This is a genomic window from Variovorax nivicola (genome assembly GCF_051216475.1).
Lineage (GTDB): Bacteria > Pseudomonadota > Gammaproteobacteria > Burkholderiales > Burkholderiaceae_C > Variovorax.
Genome location: NZ_JBPJZK010000008.1, coordinates 80,907 through 98,838 on the forward strand (window position 1 = coordinate 80,907; position 17,932 = coordinate 98,838).

A 17,932-nucleotide genomic window follows, 5' to 3' on the forward strand; every position below is an offset into this window, starting at 1 on the left:
CATCATCCCCTCAAGCGGCCGCCGAGCTTGGCGTCCAGTTGTTCGACGATTGCACGGACCGCGGGCTCGACCTGCTCGTCCGTCAGGGTGGCGTTGTCGCTCTGGAAACTGAGACGAACCGCCATGCTCTTCTCGCCTTGCGCCAGTGCACCCGGCGCGGCCACGGCACCATCGCGCAGCGGCTGCGGGCGATAGATGTCGAACAGCGTCACGTCGCGCAGCAGTCCCTGCGCAGCCGTCGTCGCGCGAATGGCCTGCACCAGTGCATCGTGCGTGACGGCTTCGGCCACAACCACGGCGAGGTCGCGCTCCACGGCCTGGTGCTTGGGCACCGGCTGCGCAACTGGCACAGGGCGCGCCGTGACGGCGTCGAGGTCGAGTTCGAACAGCACGGGCGCCTGTGCGAAGTCCCACTTCTGGCGCCAGCGCGGATGCAGTTCGCCGACGAAGCCGATGGCCTTGCCGTCGATCAGCACGCGTGCCGAACGGCCCGGGTGCAGGGCCGGGTGCTCGGCCACCTCGAAGCTGGGCACCAGCGGTGCGAGCAGTGCTTCAACGTCGCCCTTGACGTCGTAGAAGTCGACGCGCTGCGGCTTGCCGTCCCAGCGCGACTCGTCGGCGTCGCCCCAGGCGAGACCCGCCACGCGCATTGGCTGGTTCACGCCGCGCACGGTGCTGTCGGTGGTGGCAACGCTGTCGTCGCGCATGAACACGCGGCCCATTTCGAACACGCGCACGCGAGGCGCCTTGCGGTCGAGGTTGAACTTGAGCACCTGCAGCAGCGAGCCCAACAACGACGAGCGCATCACGCTCATCTGGCTGGCGATGGGGTTCAGCAGCTTGATCGGGTTGGCATTGCCTGCGAGGTCTTGTTCCCAATGCGCTTCGACGAAACTGAAATTGATCGTCTCCTGATACCCCAGCGCCGCGACGCTGCGGCGCACCGCGAAGCGGCTGCGCTGCGCCTCGGGCCGCACGCGGGCGGTGATGGGAGCGAGCGGCGCTGTGGTCGGCAAATTGTTGAAGCCGATCAGGCGCGCGACCTCCTCGATCAGGTCTTCTTCGATCAGCAGGTCGAAGCGGTGCGGCGGCGGGGTCACGGTCAATGTGCCCTCGCCTTCTGTGATCGCGAAGCCGAGACGGTTCAGCGCATCGGCGCATTGCGCCTGCGTCAGCGGCATGCCGATCACACGCGCCGCACGCGCGACGCGCAGCGTGACGGGCACGGCCTTGGGCACGCTCAGCGTCTGGTCGTCCATCCTGCCGGCCTCGCCGCCGCAGATTTCGACGATCAGCTGCGTGATGCGCTCGATGATCTGCACAGTGCGGCTCGGATCGACGCCGCGCTCGTAGCGGTGACCCGCATCGGTCGAGAAGTTGAAGCGACGCGAGCGGCCCTGCACGGCCTCGGGCCACCAGAAAGCGGCCTCGACGTAGATGTTGCGCGTGTCGTCGGACACCGAGGTGGCGTCGCCCCCCATGATGCCGGCGAGCGATTCGACTTCGCGGTCGTCGGCGATCACGCCGACCTTCTCGTCGACGGTGATGGTCGTGCCGTTGAGGAGCTTGAGCTGTTCGCCCGCCTTGCCCCAGCGCACCGTGAGGCCGCCGTGGATCTTGTCGAGGTCGAAGATGTGGCTGGGCTGGCCGTACTCGAACATCACGTAGTTCGAGATGTCGACCAGCGGCGTCACGCTGCGCTGGCCGCAGCGCGCAAGGCGCTCGACCATCCACGCCGGCGTGGCAACCTTGGTGTTGACGCCGCGCACGATGCGGCCCGAGAAGCGGCCGCACAGATCGGGCGCCTCGACCTTGACCGGTAGCACGTCGGCGAAAGACGTCGCCACCGGCGCGATGGCTGGGGTCTTGAGCGGCGCACCGGTGAGCGCGGCGAGCTCGCGCGCCACGCCGTAGACGCTGAGGCCGTGCGCCAGGTTGGGTGTGAGCTTGAGCGTGAGCAGCGCGTCGTCGAGCTTGAGCACGTCGCGCACGTCGGCGCCGATGGGTGCGTCGGCATCGAGTTCGAGCAGACCGCCGTGGTCTTCGTTCAGACCCAGTTCACGCGCCGAGCACAGCATGCCCTGGCTCTCGACGCCACGCAACTTGCCGAGCTTGATGAGGAAGGGCTTGCCGTCTTCACCCGGCGGCAGTTCGGCGCCGACGAGTGCGCAAGGCACCTTGATGCCGACGCGCGCATTGGGCGCGCCGCACACAATGTTCAGCAAGGCGCCCTGCCCCGCGTCGACCTGGCACACGCGCAGGCGATCGGCATTCGGGTGCTGTTCGGCTTCCTTGATTTCGCCGACCACGATGCGCGTGAAAGGCGGCGCCACCGGTCGGCGCTCTTCGACCTCGAAACCGCCCATGGTGAGCGTTTCGGCCAGTGCGGCGCTGTCGAGGGGCGGGTTGCAGAACTCGCGCAGCCAGGATTCCGGGAATTGCATCTCTTCGATCTCGATCTGGTTTTTCTATGGAGGGGTGCTTACTGGAACTGCGAGAGAAAACGCAGGTCGCCGTCGAAGAAGAGGCGCAGGTCGTTCACGCCGTAGCGCAGCATCGTGAGCCGGTCGGGGCCCATGCCGAAGGCAAAGCCGATGTAGCGCTCAGGGTCGAGGCCCATGTTGCGCACCACGTTCGGATGCACCTGGCCCGAACCCGACACCTCGAGCCAGCGGCCGGCCAGAGGTCCGCTTGCGAACTGGATGTCGATCTCGGCGCTCGGTTCGGTGAACGGGAAGAAGCTCGGGCGGAAGCGCAGCACGAGGTCGTCGCGCTCGAAGAAGGTGCGGCAGAAGTCGGTGAAGACGACCTTCAGATCCTTGAAGCTCACGTTCTCGCCGAGCCACAGGCCTTCGCACTGGTGGAACATGGGCGAGTGGGTGGCGTCGCTGTCGACGCGGTAGGTACGGCCCGGGGCGATCACGCGGATCTCGGGCGCCTTCACTGTGCCGGTGGTGTCGGCTGCGGCGGCCGCGAACTCGGCGGCGTACTTCTTGATGTGCTGATGCGCATAGCGCACCTGCATCGGGCTGGTGTGCGGACGCAGGTTGTAGGGAATGCCGTCGTCGCCGTTGATGTCGACGTAGAAGGTGTCTTGCATCGACCGCGCCGGATGGTTCGGCGGGTTGTTCAGCGAGGTGAAGCTGTGCCAGTCGCTCTCGACTTCGGGGCCGTCGGCCACGTCGAAGCCCATGCTCGAGAAGATCTCCTCGATGCGCTCCAGGGTGCGGCTCACGGGGTGCAGCCCGCCGGTAATGCGGCGACGGCCGGGCAGGCTCACGTCGAGCGCTTCGGCGCGCAGTTGCAGCGAGAGTTCTTCGTCGGCCAGTTGCTGACGGCGGTCGGTCAATGCGGCCTCGATGGCCTGCTTGGCGACGTTGATCGCCGCGCCGCGGGACTTCTTCTCTTCGACACTCAGCGCAGCCATGCCCTTCATCAGCTCGGTGATGCGGCCCGACTTGCCGAGGAACTGGGCCTTGGCGTTTTCGAGCTCGGCGGGCGTTTTCGCTTCGGCGAAGGCGGCGCGTGCGGTGTCGACCAGGGAGTCCAACTCGTTCATAGCAACAAAAATCTTCGAGGGGAAATAAAAAAGAGCTGGAGCCTTTTCAAGCGCCAGCCCTTGAGCCGTGGGCGCAGGAAGCTGCCCGGAAGCAGCACCCCTGCTGTGCAGAATCAAGCAGCCAGCTTGGCCTTGACCTGCTCCACGATGCCGGCAAAAGCGGCCTTGTCGTGCACGGCGATGTCCGCAAGCATCTTGCGGTCGATCTCGATACCGGCCTTGCGGATGCCGTTGGCGAACTGGCTGTAGGTCAGGCCCAGTTCACGCGAGGCGGCGTTGATACGCGCGATCCACAGCTGACGGAACACGCGCTTCTTGGTACGGCGGTCACGGTAGGCGTATTGGCCTGCCTTCATCACCGCCTGTTTGGCGACGCGGAAGACATTGCCGCGGCGACCGCGGAAACCCTTGGCGAGTGCGAGAACTTTCTTGTGGCGGGCGCGAGCCGTTACACCACGTTTGACGCGAGGCATGTGTGTACTCCTTGTTCGTCTGAGTTAAATGCCACGGCCGGGCAGCATGGCGGCGACAGAAACCATGTTGGTCTCATGCACTGCGACTGCACCACGGAGGTGACGCTTGTTCTTGGTGGTCTTCTTCGTCAAGATGTGACGCTTGAAGGCTTGACCGCGCTTGACGGTGCCACCGGGACGAACGCGGAAACGTTTTTTCGCGCTGCTCTTGGTCTTCATTTTGGGCATGTGAATGCTCCTTTAGTTTGTGCTCGTGAGGCGCCATGGATGCTCCACGGACTTGTTGGCCCCGAGACACTTCTTTATCCCGCCCCTGCCGGCATCTCTTGCGAGGCGCTGGCAAAGGCGAAATCCCTTCGAACCTTCTCTTCTCTACTGCAACCCTGACGTTCAGGCTGTTGCGGGCGACGCTGCCGGTGCAGCTGCGGCATCTGCTGCCGGCTTCGGCGCAGCGCCACCAGCCTTCTTGCGGCCCGGCGCGATCATCATGATCATCTGCCGGCCTTCGAGCTTCGGGAACTGCTCGACCATGATCAGGTCGCCCAGCTCGTCACGAATACGCTGCAGCAATGCCAGACCGAGCTCCTGGTGCGTGATCTCGCGGCCGCGAAAGCGCAGCGTGATCTTGCATTTGTCGCCCTCATCAAGAAAGCGCTTGATGTTGCGCATCTTGATGTTGTAGTCGCCATCGTCGGTACCGGGCCGGAACTTGATTTCCTTGACCTCGATGACCTTCTGCTTCGACTTCGCCTCGGCTGCCTTCTTCTGCTCGTGGTACTTGAACTTGCCGTACTCGATCAGGCGGCACACGGGCGGGTTGGCCGCCGCAACGACCTCCACCAGGTCCACGTCCTGCTCACCGGCAAGGCGCAGAGCCTCGGCAAGACTCACGACACCCAATTGCTCGTTATCCGGGCCGATCAGGCGGACTTCCGGGGCCATGATTTCCCGGTTCAGGCGGTGTTGGCGTTCCTCGCGGTGGCGGCGGTCGCGGAATGCAGTAGCGATGGTCAGAATCCTTCAAAATTTGCTACAAAATCTGTAGCGAACACCGAACAGTCCTCGCGGACAAGCGGCATGATTTGGCTGGAAAACATATGGGGTGTTCCGAAGACAAATCAACGCTTGTCGGCAATGTCCTGGACGAGCCGTTGCACGAACGATTCGAGGGACATTGCACCGAGGTCTTGATTGCCCCGGGCGCGCACTGCAACGGCACCTGCTTCCTTTTCCTTGTCGCCTACGACAACGATATAAGGGAGCTTTTGCAACGAATGCTTCCGTATTTTATACGTAATCTTCTCGTTGTGCAGGTCAAGCTGAACCCTAAGCCCTTGATTTTGCAGCGCTTTCGCAACTTGCGCGGCGTAATCGGCCTGTCCTTCACTGATATTGAGCACCGCCACCTGCACCGGGGCGAGCCATGCGGGCAGCGCGCCCGAGTGGTGTTCGATCAGCATGCCGATGAAGCGCTCGAGGCTGCCGACGATCGCGCGGTGCAGCATCACAGGGTGTGCGCGGCCGCTCGATTCCGTCACGTATTCGCCGCCCAGGCGCTCGGCCGTGTTGAAGTCGACCTGCATGGTGCCGCACTGCCACTGGCGGCCGATGGCGTCGCGCAGCGTGTACTCGATCTTGGGGCCGTAGAAGGCACCGTCGCCCGGTGCAATGACAAAGTCGACGCCCGAACGGCGCAGCGATTCCATCACCGCATGCTCGGCCTTGTCCCACAGTTCGTCGGAGCCGACGCGGTTCTCGGGCCGCGTGGCAACCTTGTAAAGGATGTCCGTGAAGCCGAAGTCGGCATAGACCTTTTGCAGTTGCTCCGTGTACGCAATGCACTCGTCGAGGATCTGGTCTTCCGTGCAGAAGATGTGGCCGTCGTCCTGCGTGAAGCCGCGCACGCGCATGATGCCGTGCAGCGCACCGCTGGGCTCGTTACGGTGGCACTGGCCGAACTCGCCGTAGCGCAGCGGCAGGTCGCGGTAGCTGCGCAGGTCGCTCTTGAAGATCAGCACGTGGCCCGGGCAGTTCATCGGCTTCAGCGCGTACTCGCGCTTCTCCGACTCCGTCGTGAACATGTTGTCGCGGTAGTTCTGCCAGTGGCCCGTTTTCTCCCACAGGCTCTTGTCGAGGATCTGCGGGCCCTTCACCTCCCAATAGCCCGTGTCGCGGTAGATGCCGCGCATGTACTGCTCCACGGCCTGCCACACGGCCCAGCCCTTGGGGTGCCAGAACACCACGCCAGGCGCCACTTCGTCGATGTGGAACAGGTCGAGTTCCTTGCCGAGCTTGCGGTGGTCGCGCTTCTCGGCTTCCTCGATGCGCTGGATGTACTGGTCGAGCTGCTTCTTGTCAGCCCAGGCCGTGCCGTAGATGCGCTGCAATTGCTCGTTCTTGGCGTCGCCGCGCCAATAGGCGCCGGCCAGCTTCGTGAGCTTGAAGACCTTCAGGAAACGCGTGTTCGGCACGTGCGGGCCGCGGCACATGTCGACGTATTCCTGGTGGTAGTACAGGCCCATGGCCTGCTCGTCGGGCATGTCCTCGACGAGGCGCAGCTTGTAGTCCTCGCCGCGCGACTTGAAGACTTCGATGACTTCGGCACGCGGCGTCATCTTCTTGATCACGTCGTAGTCCTGCGCGATCAGCTCGCGCATGCGCGCCTCGATGGCGGCCATGTCCTCGGGCGTGAACGGGCGTTCGTACGAGATGTCGTAATAGAAGCCCTCGTCGATCACAGGCCCGATCACCATCTTGGCCGTCGGGTAGAGCTGCTTCACCGCGTGGCCGACCAGGTGGGCCGTCGAGTGGCGGATGATTTCCAGGCCTTCGTCGTCCTTGGGCGTGATGATCTGCAGCCTGGCGTCATGGTCGATAACGTCGCTGGCATCGACGAGCCTGCCGTCGACCTTGCCGGCCACCGTCATCTTGGCCAGGCCGGGCCCGATGGACTGGGCGACTTCGGCCACCGAAACCGGGCCGGGGAACTCGCGGCGCGAGTTGTCGGGGAGCGTGATCTGGATCATTTGAAAACCTCGGGGAGAAAAACAAAAAAGCGCGGTGGATGCCGCGCTTTGCTTGGTTGTGAAGCTGGCAGAAGCCAGCGAGCGCGGGGCTACCGGCCTTTTCCTTCAGTGAAGAAAAAGCCGCTGAATCCTTGCGGAGTAGTTCGCGGTGTCATAACCAAGGTGCCTTTCTCGCTCTTGTTGAGTGCAGAGTCGGCGATTCTAGCCGCTGCCCGCTCAGGACGCGGGCGCCGCATTCTTGAGCCCCAGCACTTCAATGGGCTCGATCGACGGCGGCTTGGCGAACAGCTCGGGGGCCTTCGCCATCAGCGCCTGGGCGATCGGGCCGGTCAGATGGGCCTGGCGCCCGGCTTCGTCTTCGAACGCGTCGAACACGCCGAAAGTGCTCGGCGACAGACGCAGCGCAAACCAGATCGGCGTGGTCTTCTCGTCGCGCGCCATCGCAAGGCCGGCTTCGAGGAACTTCTCTACATCGCCTTCCTTGCCCGGCTTGGCTTCGAGTCGGACGAACAGTGCGTACTTGATCATGTGTCATCTCCTGAGTTGAACGGCGCGCGACATTGCACGGCGTTGGCATGGACTCTAGGCAGCCATCGCCTCTGGAGCTATTGGCATTTTTGACATCTTTGATATCGTTATGGCCATGAAGCTCGACGTACTCGCTCTCGATGGCGTGTTCGACACCGGCCTGTCCACGGTGCTCGACGTGTTCACCACCGCCAACGAACTCGCAGCCATGCTGCGGCTCGACGTAGCGCCGTTCGAAGTCACGGTGACGGGCGTTCGCAAGCGCGTGAGAACCGCACAGGGCCTCACCGTGCCGGTGGCCCGCACGCTCGACGCCAGCACCGCAGATTGGCTGATCGTTCCCGCGCTCGGCTGCAAGATGCCCGAAACACTGGAGCCTGCCCTGCGTCGCCCTGACGTGCGCGACGCCTGCGCCGCATTGCAGGAACGCGCAAGCGAAGGCGCCAGCATGGCCGCCGCCTGCATCGGCACCTTCGTGCTCGCCGAATCGGGCGTGCTCGATCGCCAGAAGGCGACCACAACCTGGTGGCTGGCCACGCTGTTCCGCCAGCGCTACCCCGCCGTGCAACTGGAAGACTCGCGCATGCTGGTCAGTTCAGGCCATCTGGTCACGGCCGGCGCGGCGCTGAGCCATGTCGACATGGCGCTGTGGATCGTGCGCCAGGCAAGCCCCGAGCTCGCCACGCTGGTCGCGCGCTACCTGATCGTCGACTCGCGGCCATCGCAGTCGGCCTACGTGATCTCCGACCACCTCTCGCATTCCGACCCGCTGGTGGAGCGCTTCGAGCGCTGGGCGCGCGGGCGGCTGGCCGATGGCTTCTCGCTCGACGAGGCGGCACAGGCAGCGGGCACCAGCAAACGCACGCTGGCCCGCCGCATGCAGCAGGTGCTGGGCAAGAGCCCTCTCTCGTACGTGCAAGACCTGCGCGTGGAGCGCGCTGTGCACCTGCTCAAGACCAGCGACAAGAGCCTCGAGCAGATTGCCGGCATGGTGGGCTACGCCGACGGTGTCACGCTACGCACCCTGCTGCGCCAGCGCCTGGGCCGCGGCGTGCGCGAGGTGCGCCTCGAAGCCTGAGCGCTCAACGGACGCAAAAAAGCCCGGCACGCGGCCGGGCTGAAAGTGACAGCGAAATATCTGTCTGTCGAAAGACCGACCCGCGAGGGTCGATCACCCGATCAGTGGAACTGTTCTTCCTCGGTCGAGCCCGACAGCGCCTTCACGCTGGACGAACCGCCCTGGATCACGGTGGTCACGTCGTCGAAGTAGCCGGCGCCAACTTCCTGCTGGTGCGACACGAAGGTGTAGCCCTTGTCGCGCGCAGCGAACTCGGGTTCCTGCACCATGTTGACGTAGTGCTTCATGCCTTCGCCGCGGGCGTAGGCGTGGGCGAACTGGAAGGTGTTGAACCAGTTGACGTGGATGCCGGCCAGCGTGATGAACTGGTACTTGTAGCCCAGGTCCGACAGGTCTTCCTGGAACGAGGCGATCTGCTTGTCGTCGAGGTTCTTCTTCCAGTTGAAGGAAGGCGAGCAGTTGTACGACAGCAGCTTGCCGGGGCAGGCGGCGTGCACGGCTTGTGCGAATTCGCGGGCGAAGCCGATGTCCGGCACGCCGGTTTCGCACCACACCAGATCGGCGTAGGGCGCATAGGCCACGCCGCGGCTGATGGCTTGCTCCAGGCCGTTCTTCACGCGGTAGAAGCCTTCTTGCGTGCGCTCGCCCGTCAGGAAGGGCTTGTCGTTGGCGTCGTGATCAGACGTGATCAGGTTCGCGGCTTCAGCATCGGTGCGGGCCAGCACGATGGTGGGCACGCCCAGCACGTCGGCTGCGAAACGCGCTGCAATCAGCTTCTCGCAGGCTTCATGCGTCGGCACGAGCACCTTGCCACCCATGTGGCCGCATTTCTTCACGGCAGCCAGTTGGTCTTCGAAGTGCACGCCGGCCGCGCCGGCCGTGATCATGTTCTTCATCAGTTCGAAGGCGTTGAGCACGCCGCCGAAACCGGCTTCCGCGTCGGCCACGATGGGCAGGAAGTAGTCGATGAACTCCTTGTCGCCCGGGTTAACACCGCGGCCCCACTGGATTTCATCGGCGCGGCGGAAGGTGTTGTTAATGCGACGGACCATCGTCGGCACCGAGTCGTAGGCGTACAGCGACTGGTCGGGGTACATCGTTTCGGAGCTGTTGCCGTCGGCGGCGACTTGCCAGCCCGACAGGTACACGGCTTCCAGGCCAGCCTTGGCCTGCTGCATGGCCTGACCGGCAGAGATGGCGCCGAACGCGTTCACGTAGCCCTTCTTGGAGCCGCCGTTGATCTTGTCCCAGAGCTTCTCGGCACCGCGCTTGGCCAGCGTGTGCTCGATGGGGAACGAGCCGCGCAGACGCACCACGTCGGCCGCGCTATAGCCGCGCTTGACGCCCTTCCAGCGCGGATCGGTGGCCCATTCCTTTTCGAGGGCGGCAATCTGCTGTTCGCGGCTGAGTTGTTCTGTGAGGGTCTGGGGCATGGTCACTCCGTGAGGTTGATTGAAGGTTGGGCGCTGCGGCCGTGGAGTTACTGTAATCGGACTGCAGACTCTTATGTCTTATAGAAGACATATTTTTCAATCAACAAAATCAAAGACTTACGGAGATATTTCTCAATGCAAAATTATTTTTCTCATATCGAGAAAAAATATTGCGGCGCAGCAGTCGTCAATTTCGCAATGCGCAATCAATCTTTCGGTTGTGAAAACGAGGCATTACTTCGTGCCGCGTGCGCGATCCAGTCACCGCTTTCGATCACGCGGCGACCCGCGATGCGCGTCGGATGGATCTCGTAGACCAGGCAATCGAACGACTGCCCGCCAACATCCACGCGCACCCGGCGCTTGATGTACTCGCCCGAGTCGTCGTCGGCCACTTCCTCGAGCACATCGAGCGCTGCCTCGACTGCGGGCTCGACGACGTAGACCTCGCCCTTCACGCGCCCCACTCCACCCAGCACGACACCCGGATAGGCACCCGGATAGGCACCCGGATAGGCACCCAGGTCATACAGCGTGCCGGCAATGCTCGCCGCACCCACCCACACCGGCGCGGGCCGATATCGCGCGATGTCGTTGCGCCCGCCGCGGCGCAGCGTGCCGTAAACAAAAACGTGGGGCATCATCGAAACCGCCTTCTCCGCAACTACAGAACTTCAGTCTATTGAACTCCGCTGCCCCCGCATCAGGCCGCCTCGTGGCCTATGGCTGCCTGGCCCTGAGCATGTCGCTCGTCGGCGGCTACGTCGCCCTCTCCAAGCCCCTCGTCGCCGCCTTTCCGGTGCTGCTGCTCGCATGGCTGCGCTTCGGCATCGCCGCGCTGGCCATGCCGCATTGGCTCAAGCGCACGCCCGACGAACCGCCGATGACCGCGCGCACGCGCTGGCTGGTGTTCCTCGAGTCGTTTCTCGGCAACTTCATGTTCTCGATCTGCATGCTGTTCGGCGTGAGCCTCACGAGCGCGGTGTCGGCGGGCGTGATCATGGCGTCGATCCCCGCGTGCGTGGCCGTGGCGAGTTGGCTGTTCCTGCGCGAGCGCATCACCGTGCGCATCGGCTTGGCCATCGCCTGCGCTGCGCTCGGCATCGGCCTGCTGGCGCTGTCGCCTGCGCACGCACCGGCATCGCCCGCTGCCTCATCGACATCAATGCCCTGGCTCGGCAACCTGCTGGTGTTCTGCGCGGTGCTCTGCGAGACGGCCTATGCGGTGATCGGCAAGTCGCTCACGGGACGACTGGGACCCAAGCGCATCGCCTCGCTCATCAACCTGTGGGGCTTCGTGCTCTCGCTGCCCTTCGGCATCTGGTTCGCGCTGCAGTTCGACTTCACCGCGGTGCGCTTCGGCACTTGGGCGCTGCTCGTGGTCTACGCGCTCGCTGCAAGCATCTGGACGGTGTGGCTATGGATGACCGGACTTCGCCACGTACCAGCCGCACAGGCGGGTGTTTTCGCCGTGATGCTGCCCGTGAGCGCGGCTCTCGTGGGCGTGCTCGTGCTGGGCGAAAACCTCTCTTCGCCACAGCTCGTTGCGTTTGTCATTGCCCTCGCGGGCGTGGTGCTTGCGACATGGCCCGGGCGCCGAACGTGAAAAACAGGGCTTCTCCCCTCTGAAAAAACAACAACTCCCAATGAAAAAAGCGCTTTTTCCCTTGGAAACGCGTTTTTTCTCATTTAGCATCCGCATTGCCACTGGAGACGCAAGTTTTTCATTGGTGAGTGTTCAACCAAAAAAGGAAATCAACCATGGCAACTGCAAAGAAGGCTCCGGCCAAGAAAGCTCCGGCAAAGAAGGCCGCTCCCGCAAAGAAGGCGGCGGCTCCTGCGAAGAAGGCAGCACCGGCCAAGAAGGCCGCTGCTCCTGCTAAGAAGGCTGCTCCGGCGAAGAAGGCTCCTGCAAAGAAGGCCGCTCCCGCAAAGAAGGCTGCTCCCGCCAAGAAGCGCACGCCCAACGCCGCGTTCATGAAGGCCCTGACCCCCAGCCCGGCACTCGCCGCTGTGGTCGGCTCGACGCCGCTGCCGCGTACCGCTGTCGTGAGCAAGCTGTGGGACTACATCAAGAAGAACAACCTTCAAGACAAGGCCAACAAGCGCAACATCAACGCCGACGCCAAGCTGAAGGAAATCTTCGGCAAGACCCAAGTGTCGATGTTCGAACTGGCCGCGCTGATCGGCAAGCACGTCAAGTAAGCGCTCAGGGGCCTCGCGCTCCTGAATCAAAAAGCCCGCTTCATGCGGGCTTTTTTTTCGCCTGCGGCAGGGCCACGCCCTCTTCGAAGAAGCGCGCCGGCGTGCGGCCGAAGTGCTTTCGAAAGGCCTCGATGAAGGCGCTCACAGAGCTGTAGCCCACCGTCAACGCCACCACCGTCACCGGCTCCTTCAGGCTCAGCAGCTCGACGGCCTTCAGCAACCGCGCCTGCTGGCGCCATTGCGCGAAGCTCAGGCCCGTCTCCACGGCGAAGCGGCGAGTGAGTGTCCTGCGCGCCATGCCGATGCGATCGGCCCATTCGTCGATGCCGTTCGGCAGCGCCGGATCGTTGGCCAGCGCCGCAGCCATCGCAGCAAGGCGCTTGTCCTTCGGCATCGGCAGGTGCAGCGACGGCCTGGCGCTCGCCGCGAGCTCATCGATCAGCACGCCCACCAGACGCGCACGGCGCGGCTCCAGCAGGGGCTCGATGGCATCCATCGACGTCAGTCGATCCACCAGCCCCTGCACCAGCGGCGTGACGGCAAACACATGCGGCCCGTCCGGCAAGGATGCTGCCATCAGCGGGTCGATGTGCAGACTCCAGCCCGCCGTCGCACCAAAGCTCTGCGCCGCATGGGCGCAGCGCGGCGCGATCCAGCCGATCCAGCCCGGCGGCTGCACCCAACGGCCTGAAGGCGTCTCGATGACCTGCAAACCCTCGCGCAGCGCGAACAGCTGGCCGGTTTCATGCGCGTGGTAGCCCGTGACGCGCGGCGCCTCGTAGGCGTTGATCCAGAGCTTCACAGGGGCCTCAGCAGCCATGGTTGGCCCGCCGGAGGTATCGATTGGCCCCGCGCCGCAAGCCCGAACGCGCGCCGCTGCCTAGCATCGAGTTCATCTTCACCAACCCATCCAAGGAGCCTCCATGAAAGCCCAAGACGTACTGCCCGACGGCGCAGACTTCACCGTCGTGAACGGCCGCACATTGCGCAAGGGATCGGTCGGCGCCTTCCTCGCCAACGTTCGCATCCTCGAGGATGCAGGCACGTCGGCCGCGAACAGACAAGCCGCCGAGCAAGACCTGGTCTCCCTGATCCCCGCCCTCGACGCGCTCGGCCTGTTCGACGTGTTCGAACTGCGCTCGCCGTCCTTGCGCGACGAGGTGGCACGTCATCGTGCCGCGCTCAGCCCTGCGCCTGCTGCTGCTTCGCCGAACGCGTGATCGACGCCAGCGTGCCGCGCGTGGTAATCACTTCGGGGTCGAGCGGAATCTCGATCAGCGTGCCGGTGTCGGCCGCCAGCGCGCGCAGCAGCGCGGCCTCGAACTGCGCTGTTTCCGTCACACGCTCGGCCGCATAGCCGTAGGCGCGCGCGAGGCCGCAGAAGTCAGGGTTGCGCAGCGCAGTGCCGCTGGTGCGTTCCGGGTACTCGCGCTCCTGGTGCATTCGGATGGTGCCGAACATGCCGTTGTTGAGCAGCACGACGATGCTCTTGCCGCCGTGCTGCGCAGCCGTCGCGAGCTCCTGCCCCGTCATCAGAAAATCGCCATCGCCCGCGATGGTGAAGGCCACGCGCCCCGTCGCGAGGTTGGCCGCGATGCCAGCCGGCACGCCATAGCCCATCGCTCCGCTGGTCGGCGCCAGCTGCGTCTTCGCGCCCTTCGTGAGCCCGTGATAGCGGAAGTAGCGGTGCACCCAGCTTGCGAAGTTGCCCGCACCATTGGTAATGGCCGCATCCGCCGGCAGGTGCTTCTGCAGCAGCGCGACGACCTCCGCCATGTCGACCGGCCCACGCGGCGTCTCGGCGGGCATGCCTGCCAGCGGCTGCGGCACGAGGTTGGCCTCGTAGTCGGCATGGGCCTGAAGCGTCCATTCCTCCCACGGCAGCGTCGGCGGCGCGCTCAGCACCTCCAGGCTGCGAGCCGCCGCGCTCATGCCGGCGTTGATGGCCAAGTCGGCCTGATAGACGCGGTTGAGCTCTTCGGCGCTCGCATGGATGTGCACCAGCGTCTGCTTCGCCTTCGGTGCTTCGAGCAGCGTGTAGCCGCCGGTCGTCATCTCGCCCAGGCGCGGGCCGATGGCCAGGATCAGGTCAGCATCCTTCACGCGCTGCGCGAGCTTCGGGTTAATCGCGATGCCGACGTCGCCCGCATACAGCGGATGGTGGTTGTCGAAAGTGTCTTGAAAGCGGAAGGCGTTCGCGACCGGCAGCCGCCAGTTCTCCGCAAAGCGCTGTAGCGCCTGTGCGGCCTGCGTCGTCCAACCGCCACCACCGGCAATCACCAGCGGGCGTTGCGACTTCAGCAGCAGCTCGCGCAAGGTGCGCAGCGCGCCCGGGTCGCTCCAGGGCTCGACTGCCTCCACGCGCTTCAACGGCCGTGCGGCGGTCTCGCTGCGCAGCATGTCCTCTGGCAAGACCAGCACCACCGGCCCCGGCCGCCCGTTCATTGCGGTGGCGAAGGCGCGCGCGATGTATTCGGGGATGCGGTTCGCATCGTCGATGCGCTCCACGCGCTTGGCAAAGCCCTTGGTGCTTGGTCCGAAGAAGCTGCCGTAGTCGACCTCCTGGAAAGCCTCGCGGTCGCGGAAGTCGCTGCCGACGTCGCCGACGAACAGCACCATCGGCGTCGAATCCTGGAACGCGTTGTGCACGCCGATCGACGCATTGGTCGCACCGGGCCCGCGGGTGACGAAGCAAACGCCCGGCCGCCCGGTGAGCTTGCCGTGCGCCTCGGCCATGAAGGCCGCGCCACCCTCCTGCCGGTTGACGATGAAGCGCGTGCGATCGCGGTAGGCATGGAAGCCGTCGAGCACCGCCAGGAAGCTTTCGCCCGGCACACCGAACGCCATTTCCATGCCCTGTTCGACCAGGCACTCGACGATCAGGTGGCCCGCGGGTTGTGATGTACTCATGAGAAGTAGAACCTCAGCTGCAAATGTCTTCGGCAATTATGTGCGCCCGCTCCAGACGCCTTGCGTTAATTCCCCAATTGGTTAAATTCGCGCCATGAAGGCCTCCAAGGACCCCTCACCCGACGCCGCCGAAGTGATCGAGCCCCGCTCGCGCGACGCCGACCGCTCGCAGCTCGCCATCCTCGCGTCGGCGCGCGACGAGTTCTCCGCGCGCGGCCTCGCCGGCGCGCGCATGGACAGCATCGCCGAGCGCGCAGGCCTCAACAAGCGCCTCATCTACTACTACTTCGGCAGCAAGGACGACCTGTTCCTCGCAGTGCTGGAGCGCACCTACGCCGACATCCGCGAGGCCGAGCAGCGCCTGCACCTCGACGAGATCGAGCCGGTCGAGGCCATCCGCCAGCTGGTCTCGTTCACCTGGCACTACTACCTGGAGCACCCCGAGTTCATCACGCTGCTCAACAGCGAGAACCTGCATTGCGCGGCGCACCTCAAGCGCTCCGATCGCATCCAGGAGATGAACTCGCCGCTGGTACAGCTGCTCGACACTGTGCTGGAGCGCGGCCGCCGCGACAACCTGTTCCGCGCCGGCGTGGACCCGGTGCAGCTCTACATCTCCATCGCGTCGCTCTGCTACTTCTATCTCTCGAACAACCACACGCTCTCGGCCATCTTCGGCCGCGACCTGCGCGCGCCCAAGGCGATGGCGCAGCGCCTCTCGCACATGACCGACCTCGTGCTGGGCTACGTCCTGCACTGAGCTTCATCAGCGCGCCCTCGCACTCTCCGGGTATCTACTAGGCAGCGGCCGTTGACGCTGCGGCGCAGCCGTTCCTACAATCGATAATTCACTCAATGGTGAATTGATCGATTCAAGAAAGCGGCCCGACCGCGCGGAGACATCCATGAAGCTCTTTGCCAGCATCGCACGCACAACCTATGTTGCCTCGCTGACCTGCATCGCTGCACTGCTGCCGGGCCTGGCCGCCGCGCAGAACGGCTACCCGACCAAGCCCATTCGCGTGATCGTTCCCTTCGCGGCCGGCAGCACCACCGACATCATTGCCCGCGCCATCACCGACAAAATGAGCGCCAGCATGGGCCAGACGCTGGTAATCGACAACCGCGGCGGCGCCAGCGGCACCATCGGCCAGCAGGCGGTGGCCACGGCTGCGCCCGACGGCTACACGGTGATGATCCATTCGTCGTCGCACACGGTCAGCCCCTCCACCTTCGCCAAGCTGCCCTTCGACACGATGCACGACTTCGCGGGTGTCACGCCGATCTCGTCGCTGCCCAACGCGCTGGTGATCTCGCCCAGCAAGAACATCAAGACGCTGCCCCAACTGCTGGCCGCCGCGCGCGCCAAGCCCGGCAGCATGAACTTCGCCTCCGCCGGCCAGGGCAGCGCCACGCACCTGAACGCCGAGAAGTTCAAGATGGCCGCCAAGATCGACGCCACCAACATCCCCTTCAAGGGATCGGGCGAGGCCGTCACTGAAGTGCTCGCCGGCCGCGTCGACTACTACTTCTCGCCCATCGCGCCGGTCATCGGCCAGATCAAGGAAGGCCAGTTGCTGGCGCTGGCCGTCGGCTCGCCCAAGCGCGCCGCCGCCCTGCCCGACGTACCCACCACCACCGAGGCCGGCGTGCCCGGCTCCGAGTTCAACTTCTGGATCGGGATGATGGCGCCCGCCAAGACGCCGCGCGACATCGTCGAGCGCCTGCACGCCGAGGTGGCGAAGGCGCTGGCCACGCCCGAGGTGAAGGAGCGCTTCGCCAAGCTCGGCGCCGACGCCTGGACGCTCAAGCCCGAGCAGTTCGACGCCTACATCAAGGAAGAGATCGCGAGCAACGCGCAGCTCGTGAAGGCGGCCGGGCTCTCGGTTCAACAGTAAGCAAGCCCCCTGAAAGCCCCGGCCCTCGCCATGCTCCGCAAGCTCCTGCTCTCCCCGGCCCTGCGCCCTTTCATCCTCATCTTGCTACTGCTGGTGCTGTGGGATCTGGCGATCCGCCTCTTCAAGATTCCGGCCTACCTGATTCCCCCGCCGTGGGAAGTGGTGAAGCAGCTCGTCGCCGAATGGCCGCGCCTGCTCGCCGAGAGCTGGAAGACCACGCTCGCCACGCTGGGCGGCTTCGGCCTGACGATCCTGATCGGCATTCCGATCGCGATGGTCATCGCCTACTCGCGCGTCGTCGAGTCGTACGTCTATCCGCTGCTGGTGTTCTCGCAGAGCATTCCCAAGGTGGCGATCGCGCCGCTGTTCGTGGTGTGGTTCGGCTTCGGCATCTTTCCGAAGGTGATCAGCGCCTTCCTGCTGGGCTTCTTTCCGGTGGTGGTGTCCACGGTGATGGGTTTCAAGTCGGTCGAGCCCGACATGCTCGACCTCTCGCGCTCGATGGGTGCGAGCCGCCTGCAGACCTTTCTCAAGATCAGCCTGCCGCAGGCACTGCCTTCGATCTTCAGTGGCCTGAAGGTGTCGGTCACGCTGGCCGTGGTCGGTGCGGTGGTCGGCGAGTTCGTCGGCTCCAACTCGGGCATCGGCTACGTGCTGCAGGTTGCCAACGGCAACTTCGACTTGCCATTGATGTTCGCCGCGCTGGTGGTGCTGTCGAGCATCGGCGTGATCCTCTTCGTCGCGGTCGACCTGGTCGAGCGCGTGATGATTCCCTGGCACGCCTCGCAGCGCCACGCGAACTGAGTTTTCTGTTTCAAGTTC

General features: G+C 64.5%; 18 protein-coding genes. 7 read left to right on the forward strand and 11 right to left on the reverse strand.

The window, feature by feature from the left end:
* Nucleotides 1-2: 2 nt before the first annotated feature.
* The 7 genes from pheT to ACSFBF_RS27280 all read right to left on the reverse strand — a co-directional run bounded on the left by pheT (nucleotide 3) and on the right by ACSFBF_RS27280 (nucleotide 7,586).
* Nucleotides 3-2,444 (reverse strand): phenylalanine--tRNA ligase subunit beta, encoded by a 2,442-nt coding sequence (gene pheT / locus ACSFBF_RS27250; protein ID WP_435472420.1) that lies wholly within the window; start codon nucleotides 2,442-2,444, stop codon nucleotides 3-5.
* A gap of 38 nt (nucleotides 2,445-2,482) precedes the next feature.
* The gene (pheS, locus tag ACSFBF_RS27255) at nucleotides 2,483-3,559 is read right to left on the reverse strand and encodes a phenylalanine--tRNA ligase subunit alpha (RefSeq protein ID WP_435472422.1); all 1,077 of its coding nucleotides are present in this window, start codon (nucleotides 3,557-3,559) and stop codon (nucleotides 2,483-2,485) included.
* Between the two features lie 113 nt (nucleotides 3,560-3,672).
* Nucleotides 3,673-4,032, reverse strand: coding sequence for a 50S ribosomal protein L20 (gene rplT / locus ACSFBF_RS27260; protein WP_007832499.1), 360 nt, complete (start codon nucleotides 4,030-4,032; stop codon nucleotides 3,673-3,675).
* A 24-nt stretch (nucleotides 4,033-4,056) separates the two neighbouring features.
* Nucleotides 4,057-4,260 carry a 50S ribosomal protein L35 gene (gene rpmI, locus ACSFBF_RS27265; RefSeq protein ID WP_007832497.1) on the reverse strand — a complete coding sequence of 68 codons (204 nt, stop codon included), beginning with the start codon at nucleotides 4,258-4,260 and terminating at the stop codon, nucleotides 4,057-4,059.
* Nucleotides 4,261-4,422: 162 nt separating this feature from the next.
* Nucleotides 4,423-5,049: a translation initiation factor IF-3 gene (infC, locus tag ACSFBF_RS27270; RefSeq protein ID WP_093081664.1), complete on the reverse strand. Its 627-nt coding sequence runs from the start codon at nucleotides 5,047-5,049 to the stop codon at nucleotides 4,423-4,425.
* Nucleotides 5,050-5,150: 101 nt separating this feature from the next.
* Entirely contained in the window at nucleotides 5,151-7,058 is a 1,908-nt protein-coding gene (gene thrS / locus ACSFBF_RS27275) for a threonine--tRNA ligase (RefSeq protein WP_435472425.1), read from the reverse strand.
* 216 nt (nucleotides 7,059-7,274) lie between these two features.
* Nucleotides 7,275-7,586 carry a putative quinol monooxygenase gene (locus ACSFBF_RS27280; RefSeq protein ID WP_435472427.1) on the reverse strand — a complete coding sequence of 104 codons (312 nt, stop codon included), beginning with the start codon at nucleotides 7,584-7,586 and terminating at the stop codon, nucleotides 7,275-7,277.
* A gap of 115 nt (nucleotides 7,587-7,701) precedes the next feature.
* Between ACSFBF_RS27280 and ACSFBF_RS27285 the strand changes: the two genes are divergently transcribed.
* The gene (locus ACSFBF_RS27285) at nucleotides 7,702-8,664 is read left to right on the forward strand and encodes a GlxA family transcriptional regulator (RefSeq protein WP_435472429.1); all 963 of its coding nucleotides are present in this window, start codon (nucleotides 7,702-7,704) and stop codon (nucleotides 8,662-8,664) included.
* Nucleotides 8,665-8,765: 101 nt separating this feature from the next.
* Here ACSFBF_RS27285 and aceA read toward each other — a convergent pair whose 3' ends face one another.
* Complete coding sequence (aceA, locus tag ACSFBF_RS27290; protein ID WP_435472431.1) at nucleotides 8,766-10,097, reverse strand: isocitrate lyase; 1,332 nt, start codon at nucleotides 10,095-10,097, stop codon at nucleotides 8,766-8,768.
* Between the two features lie 206 nt (nucleotides 10,098-10,303).
* Nucleotides 10,304-10,741, reverse strand: coding sequence for a gamma-glutamylcyclotransferase family protein (locus ACSFBF_RS27295; RefSeq protein WP_435472433.1), 438 nt, complete (start codon nucleotides 10,739-10,741; stop codon nucleotides 10,304-10,306).
* Nucleotides 10,742-10,779: 38 nt separating this feature from the next.
* Between ACSFBF_RS27295 and ACSFBF_RS27300 the strand changes: the two genes are divergently transcribed.
* Nucleotides 10,780-11,703 carry a DMT family transporter gene (locus tag ACSFBF_RS27300; protein WP_435472435.1) on the forward strand — a complete coding sequence of 308 codons (924 nt, stop codon included), beginning with the start codon at nucleotides 10,780-10,782 and terminating at the stop codon, nucleotides 11,701-11,703.
* A 155-nt stretch (nucleotides 11,704-11,858) separates the two neighbouring features.
* Nucleotides 11,859-12,302, forward strand: a complete 444-nt coding sequence (locus ACSFBF_RS27305) for an SWIB/MDM2 domain-containing protein (protein ID WP_435472437.1) — start codon at nucleotides 11,859-11,861, stop codon at nucleotides 12,300-12,302.
* 40 nt (nucleotides 12,303-12,342) lie between these two features.
* Here ACSFBF_RS27305 and ACSFBF_RS27310 read toward each other — a convergent pair whose 3' ends face one another.
* Nucleotides 12,343-13,122 carry an AraC family transcriptional regulator gene (locus ACSFBF_RS27310; RefSeq protein WP_435472439.1) on the reverse strand — a complete coding sequence of 260 codons (780 nt, stop codon included), beginning with the start codon at nucleotides 13,120-13,122 and terminating at the stop codon, nucleotides 12,343-12,345.
* 103 nt (nucleotides 13,123-13,225) lie between these two features.
* Here ACSFBF_RS27310 and ACSFBF_RS27315 point away from each other — a divergent pair, with 103 nt between their 5' ends.
* Entirely contained in the window at nucleotides 13,226-13,522 is a 297-nt protein-coding gene (locus ACSFBF_RS27315; protein ID WP_435472441.1) for a hypothetical protein, read from the forward strand.
* Here the strand turns inward: ACSFBF_RS27315 and ACSFBF_RS27320 are convergent.
* Nucleotides 13,485-15,212, reverse strand: a complete 1,728-nt coding sequence (locus tag ACSFBF_RS27320; RefSeq protein WP_435472443.1) for a thiamine pyrophosphate-binding protein — start codon at nucleotides 15,210-15,212, stop codon at nucleotides 13,485-13,487. The two genes, ACSFBF_RS27315 and ACSFBF_RS27320, sit on opposite strands and share 38 nt — an antisense overlap.
* Before the next feature lie 94 nt (nucleotides 15,213-15,306).
* Here ACSFBF_RS27320 and ACSFBF_RS27325 point away from each other — a divergent pair, with 94 nt between their 5' ends.
* From ACSFBF_RS27325 to ACSFBF_RS27335, 3 genes are all read left to right on the forward strand, one after another.
* A complete protein-coding gene (locus ACSFBF_RS27325; protein WP_435472445.1) occupies nucleotides 15,307-15,972 on the forward strand; it encodes a TetR/AcrR family transcriptional regulator in 666 nt (221 codons plus the stop codon).
* Between the two features lie 145 nt (nucleotides 15,973-16,117).
* A complete protein-coding gene (locus ACSFBF_RS27330) occupies nucleotides 16,118-17,110 on the forward strand; it encodes a tripartite tricarboxylate transporter substrate binding protein (protein WP_435472447.1) in 993 nt (330 codons plus the stop codon).
* 30 nt (nucleotides 17,111-17,140) lie between these two features.
* The gene (locus ACSFBF_RS27335) at nucleotides 17,141-17,914 is read left to right on the forward strand and encodes an ABC transporter permease (protein WP_435472449.1); all 774 of its coding nucleotides are present in this window, start codon (nucleotides 17,141-17,143) and stop codon (nucleotides 17,912-17,914) included.
* Nucleotides 17,915-17,932: the final 18 nt, after the last annotated feature.

Coding starts and splice junctions, on each gene's coding strand:
- pheT (WP_435472420.1), bottom strand. CDS start 2,444: ATGCAATTCCCGGAATCCTGGCTGCGCGAGTTCTGCAACCCGCCCCTC.
- pheS (WP_435472422.1), bottom strand. CDS start 3,559: ATGAACGAGTTGGACTCCCTGGTCGACACCGCACGCGCCGCCTTCGCC.
- rplT (WP_007832499.1), bottom strand. CDS start 4,032: ATGCCTCGCGTCAAACGTGGTGTAACGGCTCGCGCCCGCCACAAGAAA.
- rpmI (WP_007832497.1), bottom strand. CDS start 4,260: ATGCCCAAAATGAAGACCAAGAGCAGCGCGAAAAAACGTTTCCGCGTT.
- thrS (WP_435472425.1), bottom strand. CDS start 7,058: ATGATCCAGATCACGCTCCCCGACAACTCGCGCCGCGAGTTCCCCGGC.
- ACSFBF_RS27280 (WP_435472427.1), bottom strand. CDS start 7,586: ATGATCAAGTACGCACTGTTCGTCCGACTCGAAGCCAAGCCGGGCAAG.
- ACSFBF_RS27285 (WP_435472429.1), top strand. CDS start 7,702: ATGAAGCTCGACGTACTCGCTCTCGATGGCGTGTTCGACACCGGCCTG.
- aceA (WP_435472431.1), bottom strand. CDS start 10,097: ATGCCCCAGACCCTCACAGAACAACTCAGCCGCGAACAGCAGATTGCC.
- ACSFBF_RS27295 (WP_435472433.1), bottom strand. CDS start 10,741: ATGATGCCCCACGTTTTTGTTTACGGCACGCTGCGCCGCGGCGGGCGC.
- ACSFBF_RS27305 (WP_435472437.1), top strand. CDS start 11,859: ATGGCAACTGCAAAGAAGGCTCCGGCCAAGAAAGCTCCGGCAAAGAAG.
- ACSFBF_RS27310 (WP_435472439.1), bottom strand. CDS start 13,122: ATGGCTGCTGAGGCCCCTGTGAAGCTCTGGATCAACGCCTACGAGGCG.
- ACSFBF_RS27315 (WP_435472441.1), top strand. CDS start 13,226: ATGAAAGCCCAAGACGTACTGCCCGACGGCGCAGACTTCACCGTCGTG.
- ACSFBF_RS27320 (WP_435472443.1), bottom strand. CDS start 15,212: ATGAGTACATCACAACCCGCGGGCCACCTGATCGTCGAGTGCCTGGTC.
- ACSFBF_RS27325 (WP_435472445.1), top strand. CDS start 15,307: ATGAAGGCCTCCAAGGACCCCTCACCCGACGCCGCCGAAGTGATCGAG.
- ACSFBF_RS27330 (WP_435472447.1), top strand. CDS start 16,118: ATGAAGCTCTTTGCCAGCATCGCACGCACAACCTATGTTGCCTCGCTG.
- ACSFBF_RS27335 (WP_435472449.1), top strand. CDS start 17,141: ATGCTCCGCAAGCTCCTGCTCTCCCCGGCCCTGCGCCCTTTCATCCTC.